Below are 13773 nucleotides of genomic sequence, written 5' to 3'. Positions count from 1 at the left end.
ATTGGCCCTGACCAGGCTGCCCTCTTACTCAATCCCCAACTGCGCCGCCTGCCTGCGCAGCTCATCTTCTTCGCCCGGATTGGCCGCAACCGCGTTCGCAAGCGCCTCGCGTGCCTTTCCGGTTTCGCCTAGCGTCATTCGGCTGCGCATGAGCATCACCCAGCCATCCAGATTGCCGGGGTCGCCTTCAAGCCGCTCTTCAAGGCCGGAGACCATGCCGGCGATCATCTGACGTTGGTCGCTTTCCGACATTTGGCGCGCATCCGCGACTTGCTGCGCGGTCGGGCCGCGAACATTGGTTGATGCCGCATCACCCGCCACACTGCCTGATCCCGGAATTGCAATTTCGGGGGTGCGGGTGGATATGGCGGCGGAGAGGCGATCACCCAAATCAATCTCGTTAATGGCGGCGACCTGTTCGATTGTGCGCACCACGTCCCCTTCCCAAGGCGCGCCAACAGGCGTGTCTTCGAGCAGGGCAAACCAACTGTCAATTGCACCCTGATGGTCGCCATCGATGTCTTTCTTCACGGCCATGAAATAGCGCGCGCGCGGGTCGTTTTCATCGCGCTCCAGAGCTTTTGCAAAAGCATCCAGTGCTGCGGCAGGAAGCGGATCGGCATTGGCCTGCGCTGCATCGACTGCCATAACGCGCGCTTCGCCCAAGGCTGACCAGAGCGATCCTGACGTATCGTCGATTGCGACCGCTTTTTCATAAGCTTCAACCGCATCTGCAAATTCGCCGCGTTCAAAATGGGCAAAGCCCAGCTCGCTCCACGGCCCTGCATCATCGCTCGAGTTTTCCGCTGCTTCGCGCAGTTCGGCAATCGTGGGCACACCGTCGCCCGTCGCCTCTGCCACGGTGCCGTCCTCGCTGCCCGAATATACATTATATCCAACTGATGCGACTGCCAGCAAAGCTGCGCCGCCAAGCAATATCCAACCGGCTTTAGAACCGGATGGGCTTTGCGTATTTTCCCCCATTTACACCCTCATTTGCACGTATTTCGACTAGTCCTGTGCATTTTGCACTAGCATCCGCGGGCAAAAGCGGCAATTGTAACTGGCAATGGGGTGCGCTTTCCTTATGGTTAGCGCTTGTATGCAAAATCTATCCGAAAGGGGGGGGATAGATTGTCTGACTTGATAAAAGTCGCCATTATTGGCTCCGGCCCTGCCGGAATGAGCGCTGCGGGACAGGCCGCAAAGCGTGGCATGAGCCACGTCCTGCTCGAAAAGACCGATCACCTATCTGACACGATCTTCAAATACCAAAAGGGTAAGCACGTCATGGCGACCCCTTCCGACCTCGCGCTGCGCGGTGGGGGGTATGAAGAGGGTGTGCATGATGGCATGGAATTCGAAGAGGGCACGCGTGAGCGTATCCTTGGGATCTGGAACAAGCATTGCCGGATCAATGACCCGAGCATTCCTGAGCCCGAGCACGAGGTTCAAGACTTCGAGATCAATACCCGCCTGAACGCAGAGGTTGTCTCGGTAGAGGGGAAAAAGGGCAATTTCTCGATCAAGCTGAAGGATGGCGACACCGTCCGGGCTGAAACCATTGTTCTTGCAATCGGGACGCAAGGGAACCCCAATCTGCTGCGTTGTCCGGGCGCCGATCACCCGATGATCACGCCGCAATTGGACGACCCTGAAGACCACATTGACAAAAATGTTGTTGTCGTGGGCACTGGCGATGCAGGGATCGAGAACGCGCTTGGCCTTGCGACCGACCCGGCGCTTGGCAACACCGTCACCATCCTCAACCGCGGCACCGATTTTGCCAAAGCAAAGACCAAAAACGCGACCGACCTTACAAGCGCAGATGAAGAGGGTTTCCTCAAAATCGCGTACCGCACCTCGCCAGCGGAAGTTCGCGATGGCGAGATGTTGGTGGAGACAGAGACGGGCGAAGAGGTCATCCCGTGCGACATGATCATCACCCGCATCGGCTCGCAACCGCCGCGCAAGTTTATCGAAAGCATGGGGATCGAGTTCACATCGGAAGAGCGCAGTGCCTTCCCGAAACTCTCGCCTGAATTCGAGACAACCAAAGAGGGCATCTTCGTTATCGGCGCATTGGCCGGTTATCCGCTGATCAAGCACTGCATGAACCAGGGCTATGATGTCATCGAGTATCTCGCGACCGGCGAGGCGGTGAAACCGGCAGATGAGCCACTGCTCGAGAAGGTGTTCGAGAATCTGCCAGGCAACAAGAGCGTCGACTACTGGCTCGAATTGTACCGCACCAATGTCGATATTTTTGCAGGTCTCTCAACACTGCAAATGCGCGAGCTTATGCTCGATTCGATCTGCTCGGCCTTTGCGCCGGGCGACATTATCTTCCGGCGCGACGCGCCCGGGTCATCGCTTTTCGCTATCGCACAAGGCAGTGTCGCGGTGGAAGTGAACCCGAACGATCCATCGATCACGGTGCCCATTGGCCAAGGCTCGATCTTTGGCGAGGTTGGCCTTGTTTCAGGACGCCGGCGCGGTGCAACCATCCGGGCCGCCGAAGACACAGTGGTCGTCGAACTTTCGCGTAAAGCGGCGCTTAAACTTATTGGTTCGTCGCCCGAAGCAGATGAAGCGGTCAAGCGCATTTCGATCGAGCGGCAAATCCTTCAGCTTTTCGGCTCTGGCCTGACGTCTGAGGACATCAAGCCTCTGACCGATAGCGCTGTGGTCGAAGAGATCAGCGCTGGCAAAGTGGTGATCCAGGAAGGCGCGGACGACAAAGATTTGTTCATTGTGCGCCTTGGTTCGATGCGCGTGGAAAAAGGCGACGGGGAACAACAGACGTTCCTTGGCCTTATTCCGGCGGGTAATTTCTTTGGCGAAATGGGCATTATCGACGGGCTGCCGCGCATGTCGACGGTACGCGCCGCGGTGAAGTCCGAGGTCATCCGCCTGCCGGGCGAAGGGTTCCTCGATCTCCTCGCCAAAAAGCCGCAACTGCGCGAGCGTGCGCTCCAGATCATGGATGAGCGCCGCCGCTCGAATGAGGAAATCGAAAGCCAAAGGGCCAAAGAGGATGGCAAGGTCGACAGTTATTCCGGCCTTGCGTCCTTCCTGTTCGATGAAGGCATGGGCGAGGCAACCGATGCGCTGCTCATCGACGAACGCCTGTGTATTGGCTGTGACAATTGCGAGAAGGCGTGCGCGGATAGCCACGATGGTTTGTCGCGCCTAGATCGCGAAACGGGTAAGACTTTTGCCTATCTCCATGTGCCGATTTCGTGCCGCCATTGCGAACACCCGCATTGCATGACCGATTGCCCGCCAAATGCGATCCAGCGTGGGCCGGATGGCGAGGTCGATATCAACCGCGAAACCTGTATCGGCTGTGGCAATTGCAAAAGTTACTGCCCTTATGGTGTTATCAGTATGGAGCCTGTGCCTCCTGAAAAACCCAGCCTTTTGAAATGGATGATGTTTGGCTCAGGGCCAGGACCAGGCGAAGCGCCCTATTCATGGCGCAAGGAAAACTCCGATCCCGGCGTCGCCAAAAAGGCGGTCAAATGCGATATGTGCGCAGGCATTGAAGGCGGCCCGTCATGTGTGCGCGCCTGCCCCACTGGTGCCGCGATCCGCGTGTCGCCTGACAAATTCCTGACCTTTGCCAAAATGACAGAGGACGTAGAGGGCTGATGGCGACCGCAGCAGACAACAGGTTTCGCGAAGACGAAAAGCGGCGGGACGCTGATCATATCAGCTTTCTCAAACACCGCGGCTTTCGCTGGCTTTGGATCGCGCTGCTTTTGTGCGTCTTCAGCATCATCGGCTATGCTCTGATTGACCAGGAACCGCGCCCCAATGGCGGCAGTTGGTATGGTTATACGCTTGGCACCATCGGCTTGGCACTGATCGTGTGGCTTTCGATGCTGGGCGTCCGCAAACGCCGCATATCCGAAGGCGCATGGAGCCTTAAGGCATGGACGAGTGCTCATGTCTATCTGGGCCTTGCACTGGTCGTTGTGGGTACGCTTCACACCGGGTTTCAAATCGGGTGGAACGTCCACACCCTCGCCTATGTCCTGATGCTCATCGTTATCTTCAGCGGGATTTACGGCGTCTACGCCTATGCCGCTTTGCCCAAAGAACTGTCCGCCAACCGGGGCGACAAGACCGGCGGCGATATGCTCGACACGATCGCCGATATTGATCGCAAGCTCGACGGTGCCGCCCAACCATTGGGCCGTGCCGCATGCGATCTTGTTATCGGCGCTCTTGGCCAGGATGTCTTTTACGGCGGCGCGCTTGCCCGCCTTACAAACTCCTATCCCGGCTGCGCGACCAAGCGCGCCCTTGAGGGTATTCCCGCATCCGGAAGCGATGCCGAAGCACGGGTGCATGAACTCCTTTCAAACCGCGCCGAGCAGCTCGCGCAAATCCGCCGCCACCTTCGCATCAAATCGATGCTGGAAATCTGGCTCTTCATCCACATCCCGGCGACGATCGCCCTGCTTGCTGCGCTTCTCGCGCATGTGATCAGCGTGTTCTATTATTGGTGAGGGGGACTTTGGCTTGGCATTCCTGATCCGAACCATCGCAGTTGCCAAATCCGGCCGCGAGATCGTGCGTGACCGCACGGTTGAAAAAGATGAGCTGATCATCGGCCGTGATCCGGCGAGCGACATCCATCTGCCTGACCTTACGGTTGAGCTCAAACACCTGAAGCTCACCGATGCGGGCCAAGGCATGATCGCCGCACGGGCAGTGGGCGAACTGCCGTTTTATGTCGATGGCGAAAGCGTCACCGAAGGTCGGATTGATCCAAATTCCGGCGCAGAGATCGCGGTAGGCCCTGCCCTCCTTGCGGTGTCGCGCGATGCAGATGGCCCGGTTAAGATCAACATTCGGCCCGCGCCCAAGGACAAGGCTTCTGGCGAACCCGAAGCAGGCTTCCTCATGGCCAGCGCCATGCCCAGCAAACGCGCGATGGCGTGGAGCTTCTTTGGCCTGATTTTTGTGCTCTTGCTCTCGGTCCCGATCCTCTCGCACCAATTCCGTGAGCGGGTCGAAAACGATCCGGAAAACGTCGATAAAGGCGCTGTGCTCATGGATGCCTCATGGAGCACGGGCGATCTCAGCATGGCGCACCACGACCTTGAGGACAATTGCGAAGCCTGCCACCAGACCGCCTTTGTCTCGGTTCAGGATGAAACCTGCATTACCTGTCACGAGGAATTGGACGACCACGCAAAGATGGACCGTCAACTGACCGGCATGCCTCCGTTTAGCACCGGAGATCAGATCCAGTGGAACATCGGTCAGGCGCTCGGCAAAGAAGGCCCCCTGGGATGCGTCTCGTGCCACACCGAGCACGAGGGCCCGGTTAAGCTTGAAGCATCAGACCAGAAATTCTGCGCCGACTGTCACAACGATATGGACGTGCGTTTGACCGATGTGGCGTTTGGCAATGCGGGCGATTTTGGCGAAAAACACCCGCAGTTCCGCCCCAAATTCTACACCGCCCACTTCGATAAAGAGGCAAAACGTGTCTCTCTCGACAAAGAGCCGGTCGAGAAAAGCGGTCTTGTATTCCCGCACGACATCCATGTCTCTGAAACGGGGGGCGCCGCGAAGATGGCAATGAGCCTCTCGCAATATGGTGCGCCGCTCGAATGCAGCGACTGTCACGAGGAAGACAAATCAGCACCTGGCGGGTTCAAGCCCGTCGTCATGGAAGATTCGTGCGAGGCCTGTCACAGTCTTGTATCGGGCACGGCAGGAGGCGCGTTCACTTCGCTTCGCCACGGCGATGTAAGCGACCTTATGGAAGACCTTGCCAAGGTGAACCTGAGTTCGCGCCGCAGTATTGTGACGGGTCGTGGTCGGCCAGGCCAGTATGGATCGGGTGGACGCTATTACGCCAATTTCGGTCGCCCATCGGGCACTTATTTGGCAATTTCGCGCGCGCTTCAAAAAGGCGGCACATGCGGTGACTGCCACCTTCGCACCACAACGGATGGTCGCCCGGATCTGATCCCGGTCAACATTCCGGATAAATACATTCACGGCGGGTTCTTCCCGCACGAGGCGCACGGTGATGATGTCGCCGAATGCAAAGACTGTCATGCGACCGATACCTCGGGCGAGGCAACCGATCTACTGATCCCTGATCTTGAAAGCTGCCGCGATTGCCACCTTGGCGAAAGCGCCGTGAAGACCGAGGAGATCGTGCCTTCGAGCTGCGCAATGTGTCACGGCTATCATACACCTGCGATGCCCTGGAAGCCGGAAGATCATCCCGATTTGCCGGGGAATGGCGGAAATGATAATGTTGCAGCAATCTTGAGCAGTCTAAGGCGCTAGGATGCATAGATACTCGCCGGCGAGCGGCAGACCACAGGGTTCAGCCCAAAATGCCCACCCCGGCGTGATCATTGCGCAAATCACTGACACTCACGTGGGCTTTGAACCTGAGGCGGGCGAGAACGAATTTAACTTCGTACGCTTTCGCAATGTGCTGGGACATCTGTTGAGCCAACCGGTGCAACCCGACTTGCTCATCCTCTCCGGCGATCTCACAGATAATGGCAGCGCGGAATGTTATGCCCGCATCCGCGACCTGATGAACGATTGCCCGATTCCCTACGAGATCATTCCGGGCAATCACGACAGCCGCGACACCATGCTCGAGATATTTCCTGAATGTCCGACGGCTGATGGCTTTGCCCAATTCGCGCTTGAACTTGGCGAAGGCGAAGACAAGCTGCGACTTTTGTGCCTCGATAGCTTTGAGCCGGGCCGTCATGGCGGTGCATTTTGTGAAGTGCGTGCAAGCTGGCTGACCAGGGAGCTTGAGGCTCACCCTGATACGCCCACCGTCTTGTTTGTCCATCATCCGCCGGTGGTATCTTCGATCGAATGGATGGATCCCAAGCCTCATGAGCCCTGGATGATCCGCTTCCACGACGCTGTGCGCGGACATAAACAGATCTTGTCTATTCAGGCTGGGCATTTGCATCGCCCACTGCATTCAACCGTCGAAGGCATTCCGATCAGCGTCACACCAGCGGTCGCCCCGGCGGTCGCGCTTGACCTCAGGCCCATGGACACCGATGTGGCCGATCACCGCCCGATTGTGGATGCAGAACCACCGTTCTATTCGCTCCATATCTGGCGCCATCAAAGCTTTGTATCTCACTTCCAACCTGTGGGCCAGTGGCAAACCCTCGCCCGGTTTGAAGAGCATATCAAGCCGATGATGAAAGGCCTCTTCGCAGAGCGCCAAGAGTGAAAAAGGCGCTTGGGAGTAACCCCGAGCGCCCTTCCCTTTTCAATTGAGTATTTGCACCGCTGCAGAGGCGAAAGCGCTGGCTTAACCGCCGAGTTGGTCTTCGCCCTCGGGTTCAGCATCCATGCCTTCTTCTTCGCGGCGGTCGCCCGATTCCAGGGCCATATTGGGACCAAAGCCGCTGCCGACCCAGCGATCCATGTTCACGTCATCGGTGACTTTCCACGGGACACCTGCGCGGGTCATGAAGAGCTTCTCCATCTCATCGCGTGTGAAAGGCCGTGAACCAAGCCGCCCGAAGACCGCCATCTGTCCGCCCGTCTCATCCACCGCGCGGTCACGGTCGAGGCCTTTGGAAAGCGCAAGCGCTGGTGACGGCGTCTTCGCATAGGCGATAAGCTCGGGCACTGGCGCCGGGCTAAAGCCGTAGAAATTGCGCTGACTATCAGGGCTGGTGAGTTGGAGCACTTTGAGGCCGTTTACGCCGTCTGCAACATAGGCAAAGAGCGAGGCGTTAGTGGAACCAACAATCACGTCCTCCGCATCGTTCAGCGTCCCGTCCATGGTGACCTTCTGGAAGAGCTTGGGCGAGCGCGGATTCTTCACGTCGAAGATCATCAAGCCATCGCTCTTCGCTGCGACATAGGCATAGGTGCGCGCGACATAGATGCGGCGCGCGTCGGCGATTGGATAGGTCGCCTCAGGCACAGCGACAGGGCTGGCCATGTCGGTCACATCGAAAACTTTCAGGCCTTCATTGTCCGTCACCCATAGGTAGCGGAACTGGATCGTCGTCGCCTTGGCTCCGGCAAGCGGAATGACTTTGGTCACTCGCGGCGCAAGACAGCTTTCCGATGGGTTCGCCGGATCAATCTCGCACTCATCGCGGTAAGCCGTGGCCGGATTGTCAGGAATGTCCTTGGGCAGATAGACCACGACAAGACCGGCATCCGCAGTGATGTAGGCATAGTCACCCGCCAGTGTGATGTGGCTTGCACCGTTCAGCACACCGTTCGGGTTCCACGCGTCCGAGCCATCATCGAAACGCGCGCGGTTGAAGAAGTTGTTGCGGAATTCTCCATCGGCAAGCGTGTTCACGTCGACCGCGATCAGGCCCTCTTCGCTATCCGTGATAAACGCATAGTCATAGATCGGGCTGAACGGTTGCTCTTCATTGACCTCTCGCATGCGTGCGGTGTTGCGCTCTGGCGCGATGGGCTGGTTGGTCGCCACCGCCATGCAGGTTGCGTTTTTGGTGCTGACTTTGGTGTCGTGGCCAAGCGGTGAGAACGGCGCAGTGATAATCCGCTCCGAGATGCCTTTGTTAGCTATCGAGGCGATGTCATAGGCCTGGAAGCCGCCCTTGCCCTCTGCAACGAACAGGTATTCCCCGCGCATTTGCAGACAGCGCACCGCATCTCCGGTGCCTTCGTGCACGTTGACGAATTCCTCGAACGGCTTGGTCTCGCCCGAAATGTCGCCATCAAAGGCTTCCCCGCGCACCCAGTTCTTCAGCTCGCGGTCATTGTCCTCGACATGGCGGCGCCAATAATCGGGGTAGGAATAGCGGTGGAGGTAAGAACCCAGCACTGCCTGAGGCTCGTCATATTCGGTGACGCGCACAGCGGAGATACCGCCTTCAAGGCCGGTGAAGGCATGCATGCCGACAAAGTTCACATAGTTTGTGCCTAGCAGCAGCAACTGCGCCATGATCGCGTTGTTGTCTTCGGCTTCGGACAGGTGACAGTCAGAGCACTGCTTGGTCTCGGTCTTCCTGACAGTGTGCGGGAAGTGCGGCGCAAAAGCTTGGCTGGAGAAACCAACCGCGCTGATCGGCGGCTGCTGCACATAGATGCGCTCGCGGTTGATGTTGGTAGAGGACAGAACCAGCGCCGAGGTTGAGCGAACCGGAGCGGTTTGATTGCCCTTGGTCGTCTGGTGCTTGCCCAGCTGGAACATCTGATCGCGCGCCACTTGCGGGTTGTAGGTCGCAAAGTTCCTGGTCGAGCCGCCTTCATAGCGGTGCGACTTCGTCTTCCAGTTCGCCTCAATCGGCAGGTGGCACCCACCACAACTGGTGGTCCAGGAAAGGTGGCATGTGAAACACGCCATATTGTCATCGTCGTGAGCACGTTCGCCCTTTACGATGCCAGAGCCAAACTCGAAATTGCCGGTTTCCGCGCCATAGACGCTCATCAATTTGGAGCGCGCGGCTTTGGCATTGAAGGTCGAGTTTTGTGGATCAACCGAGTTTTTGACGAGGCTGACTTCCCACTCGAGATCCGGATCAAGGATAGAGCGCTGGATCAGAACCCGCTCGCCCTTGTCGTTTTCCATCCATTCAAAGCGGCGCTGTCCATCAGGGTTGCGCAGGAGCGCAAGGTTGTGGCCTTCAGGGGGCGCAGCAGGGCCACTGGTGCGCAGCGTTGGGAGGGCGTCGGCGGTGCCGTGGCAATCCTTACACCCGATCTCGATCGCATTGGCGACTTCGCCGTATATCAGGCCATTGCCGTGGGTGTCCTGCTCATAGTGGCAATCGACGCATTGCATGCCGACTTCGGCGTGGATACTCATCATGTGAACGGCGGTGCCGGGGTTGTTGGAACCGTTCTTCGCCGGGTTCTTCTCAACCTCGACAAACTTGCCCTCGCCATCCTTGCGCCAGCGCTGACGCCAGCGTTCATCGTGATAGGCTTGCTCTTCGGGAGTGTCGGTTTCGGGATTCCCCGGGCGAAGGATTTCGCCTTCAGCATCAAGAAGGTTCCCGTCTCGGTCGCGTTTGAAGATGCCGCGGAAGTTCCAGCCGTGGCCGTGGTAATCGGCAAACTGCGTGTGCTCTAGCTCCGGGTTGAGGTCGTATACGTTCCGAAGGAAGTCGACATCCGCCCACATGCCGCGAGCAGCCGCGCCTTCGGGGTTGCGGTCCAGAATTGCGCGCACTTGTTCAGCCGTTGGGAAACGCTGTGTCTTATAGAACTCTTCGTAATCCTCGTCCGACATGCCGTGCGGGCGCGGCGTCTGGTTTTCCGGGCCCGACCACATCATCGGCGCATCACTTTCATAATCCCACATGGTGTAGCCAAGGTAGGAATTGAGGAAGATGTTGGGCTGGTGCATGTGACAGGTCATGCATTGCGCGGTTGGAATTGCTCTGGTGAAGACGTGCTTGAGCGGATGGCCTTTTTCGCGCTTGGGCTTGCCATGCGCGCCATGGCTATCGTCACTATGGTTATCTTCAGCATGGTCTTCTGGACCTTTGAGCGCGCCATGGCCGCCCGCACCGTCAAAACCACCATCTTTGAGGCCGCTTTCGGGAAGGCCGATATCTTTCTTATAACCGTGATGGCCTGCTTCGCCCGGATTGCGTCCACCAGACGTTACGCGGCTGTAACATTGGAGGGCGGCGTTGGTGTTCGCTTCTGGGTTGATGCATGGATCGACTGTCACCGTCTGACCATCGCGGCCATATTGTGCATAGGTGAGGCTATGCCGCGGTTCGCGGTCATTGGCATAGATGACATGGCACGACGCACAGCCGGAATGGCGATAATCGCCGGGCTGATCATTGGTGCCCATGAACCATGTGAACGGATCGTTGAGGCGCGTCTTGTGGATGTTGAGCGCCGGGATCGCCACGCGAAGGCCGGTTCCCGGACCACGATTTGACTGCTTCAGATCAGGGCGGCCTGGCTCTTCCAAAAGCTGGATACGGCCAGTGATATTCGGCTGCCCGATCTCGGGGAATTGCGAGTTGATCGTGCGTCCGCCGCGCTCAAACACGCGGAAGACGTCCGCTGGCGGAATGACGTGCCATGTCGGCAGAGGATAGAGTTGCCCCAGAACACCGCGCGCTTTCTGCTCTTCGGAAAGCTGGTCATCGGGGGCATCGCCCGGTGATGAAATCACGGTGCCAACACCAGAAATCGTCGCCGAGTCGCCAGCGCGGGTGTAGGCCTCGCCCAGAATATAATTCTTAAACGGCAAAATACCGTTGTTATAGGTTGCCCCGCCCCACAGCATCGCGCCGGTTGCCATGATCGAGCGTTCTGCGCTTTCGATGGCCTGGATATGGCACGAGCCACAAGCCTCGCGCGCAACGCGATAGTCCGAGGGGTTTACGAATTTCACAAACTCGGGCGATTCCTTGTTGAGCAGCGCGTAGGACCGCTCCGGGTTCGCGCTGCTGGGGAAATGCCAGCTGTCTGGATACTTCGGCAGCACGTGCGCAGTGTCGCGCGCAGCTAGATATTCGGGGTGATCATAAGGAAGCGACGGATTGCCCGCGACGGCCGCGTTGCCGCCATGGCAATCGACACAGCCCAGCACCACCGCCGGCGTTTCGTGCATGGTCGGCGCATCGCTTGCGCGGTGACAGGTGAGGCACCCTTCCGACTTTGCATCGGCTTCGGCCTGTGACTGGCGCGCTGGCGCGGGCGCAGCAATGACCAGGCTGTAATCGCGTTTTGTAGGCTTTTCTTTGTCCGCGGCCTGCGTTTCCACCTGGAACATCGACACACCCAGAATGAGCGCGATAACCGCAAGAGAGCCATGCATCGGCGTCAAGAAGCGAAACTGTGAGCTCTGGCTCTTCAAGAATTTGCTCCTCAGCATCAGTAAGTCAGCGTCAGGTTGGCAAGGATGGAATAGAAATTGCCGTCATTGCCAAGATTGTCGAACAAGTCCTCGAACCCTTTGCCCGACAGCAAAGTCGCAGCAGAGAGACGGAAAACGATGTTCTGGTTAGCCTTGGGCCGCCAGATAGCACTCGCAGACAGATCGTAGCCGATATCTTTCGGGATCGAGCCTTCGATCCGGAAATTCTCGAGAGTGGCCGTATCCTCAAACCAAAGGTGGTTCGCATTGGCGGTAAGGCGGACTTCTGGCGTCAGATCAAAGTCTGCGCCCACACCCACGAGCCAGAGGCCGGGGTTTAGGAAGTTCGATTGCCCTTGCTCTTTGGACGAACGCAGCGTGTTCAAAATGCCGTTGCGGCCATTCACAGAGATTGCCCGGCCACCGCCGGCAAAGGGGAGCGTCTGCCTGATCCAGTAGGATGTATCGGCGCCTGCAAACTGTGGGTTTTCAAAAATCGCGTCAAAGCCAGTGTGCGTATCATCATACGGGTCGCTGTCCCCGCTTTGATACAGACCAGAAAGGCGAAAACGCATCCAGTCCCGGTCATAGCTGATCTCGGCGGCTGCAAACTGCGCGTTGATGTCGACAGGCTCGCCCGTCAGGATCGAATTGCGATCTTCTCCCAAGGCCCAATAGGCGCTGCCCGTGATGTTGATCCGGCCAATGCGTCCATCGACATTGTAGCCAAGATAATAGACGTCATAATCGCGCCCGCGCAGATCACCAAGCAGCGCAGGGCGGACAGGGAAGCCATTGGTATCGATCTGGATATCATTGGCTTCGCGGTTGCGGTTGTAAGCGACCGTGAACTGGCTGGTCAGAGCCGGGATCAGGAAATCCTGGCGATAGACATTGGCGATAAAGACAAAGTCATCGCGCGGTGTCTTTGCAACCGAGTTAAGACCGCTGTTGGTGTCTTTCTCAAGCCGCCAGAACCCCGCGAGGTTAAACTGGAACCGGTTGTTGTCCCGGTTGCCGAACAGGCGAACACCGAGCTGTTGATCCTGAAACAGAAAACCGCGGAAGTCAGCCTGAAACGGTTGGATGCCTGCGCGGATCGAGATGAAGTCGAAACGGTCGCGGTCATATTTTGTGAAGTGATAGTCAACGAAGGCTTCTTGCACGCCAAGGAAATGGTCCAAGCGATGGCTTGGCCGGGATGGCTCCACAAAGAGCACGCGCCGCTCGGGCACATCGACATAGTTGACATTGTACGCCAGCGTCAGGCGGTATTCGATGCTCGGCGGTTTGTACGCGGTCGAGCCCTTGAGGAGCGCTGCGCCAACGATAAAAGTCTGCGACAGAACGGTCGAGAAATCGCCCCCGAACACGTCGAGCCTATCCGGGTCTTCTGTCGTCTGAATACCAACGGGGATCGGAAATGTGCGCGGCTCGTAAACCGTGTCGCTGATCGCGTTGAGGACGAAGAACCAATCGTTCTCCTTGATCGGCAACCACGGAACCTTGTCCGGATTGATCGGACGATCGCCCTTGTAAGTGTTCTGGTTATAGGGATCGAGCAAGGCTTCCTTGATGATCGGATTGCCATTGATGTCGGTCACATTGTCAATCAAGCGCCAGCGATCAGGGATCGGCACCTGATCGGGAGAGAACGCCTGCGGTGGCGGCGCACGCACGGCTCCGGGATTTTCCTGTGTCACCCGCTCTGGCAATGGCGCATTGAAACCGGGACGCTCGCGCCCATCAATGACTTGATTGTCGAGCTCTTCTGCCTCTTCCTTAGCCGTGGTGTTCAGCCCTTCACGACCGATGCTCTGGTTGTGCTCTTGCGACTCTTCCCCGGGCGCGGGCTCGGGCGCAGTCGCGGGCTCTTCGCCGGGCGCTGCCTGCATCAGTACCATGAACGGAAGAAGAGAGATCGCGCTCATCGC

At 57.9% G+C, this 13773-nt stretch carries 7 protein-coding genes; 4 read left to right on the top strand and 3 right to left on the bottom strand.

What is annotated here, in order from left to right; all coding sequences use genetic code 11:
* Nucleotides 1-24 precede the first annotated feature (24 nt).
* A complete protein-coding gene (locus AC0V6Q_RS14550; RefSeq protein ID WP_486169095.1) occupies nt 25-984 on the bottom strand; it encodes a tetratricopeptide repeat protein in 960 nt (319 codons plus the stop codon).
* Between the two features lie 198 nt (nt 985-1182).
* Here AC0V6Q_RS14550 and AC0V6Q_RS14545 point away from each other — a divergent pair, with 198 nt between their 5' ends.
* Genes AC0V6Q_RS14545 through AC0V6Q_RS14530 form a run of 4 tightly spaced genes read left to right on the top strand, consistent with a single transcriptional unit; the run spans nt 1183 to nt 7249 of the window.
* Nucleotides 1183-3654 (top strand): cyclic nucleotide-binding domain-containing protein, encoded by a 2472-nt coding sequence (locus tag AC0V6Q_RS14545; RefSeq protein WP_486169320.1) that lies wholly within the window; start codon nt 1183-1185, stop codon nt 3652-3654.
* Nucleotides 3654-4517, top strand: coding sequence for a hypothetical protein (locus AC0V6Q_RS14540; protein WP_486169094.1), 864 nt, complete (start codon nt 3654-3656; stop codon nt 4515-4517). The genes AC0V6Q_RS14545 and AC0V6Q_RS14540 overlap by 1 nt, the downstream gene beginning before the upstream one ends.
* Before the next feature lie 13 nt (nt 4518-4530).
* Complete coding sequence (locus AC0V6Q_RS14535; RefSeq protein ID WP_486169093.1) at nt 4531-6321, top strand: cytochrome c3 family protein; 1791 nt, start codon at nt 4531-4533, stop codon at nt 6319-6321.
* Between the two features lies 1 nt (nt 6322).
* A complete protein-coding gene (locus AC0V6Q_RS14530; RefSeq protein ID WP_486169092.1) occupies nt 6323-7249 on the top strand; it encodes a metallophosphoesterase in 927 nt (308 codons plus the stop codon).
* A gap of 81 nt (nt 7250-7330) precedes the next feature.
* Here AC0V6Q_RS14530 and AC0V6Q_RS14525 read toward each other — a convergent pair whose 3' ends face one another.
* Nucleotides 7331-11800, bottom strand: a complete 4470-nt coding sequence (locus AC0V6Q_RS14525; protein ID WP_486169319.1) for an LVIVD repeat-containing protein — start codon at nt 11798-11800, stop codon at nt 7331-7333.
* Nucleotides 11801-11856: 56 nt separating this feature from the next.
* Nucleotides 11857-13770, bottom strand: coding sequence for a hypothetical protein (locus tag AC0V6Q_RS14520; protein ID WP_486169091.1), 1914 nt, complete (start codon nt 13768-13770; stop codon nt 11857-11859).
* Nucleotides 13771-13773 lie beyond the last annotated feature (3 nt).

Source organism: Erythrobacter sp. S227, from assembly GCF_057364925.1.
Note: the sequence above shows the minus strand (reverse complement) of the source record. Positions and strands in the feature narration are given on the sequence as shown.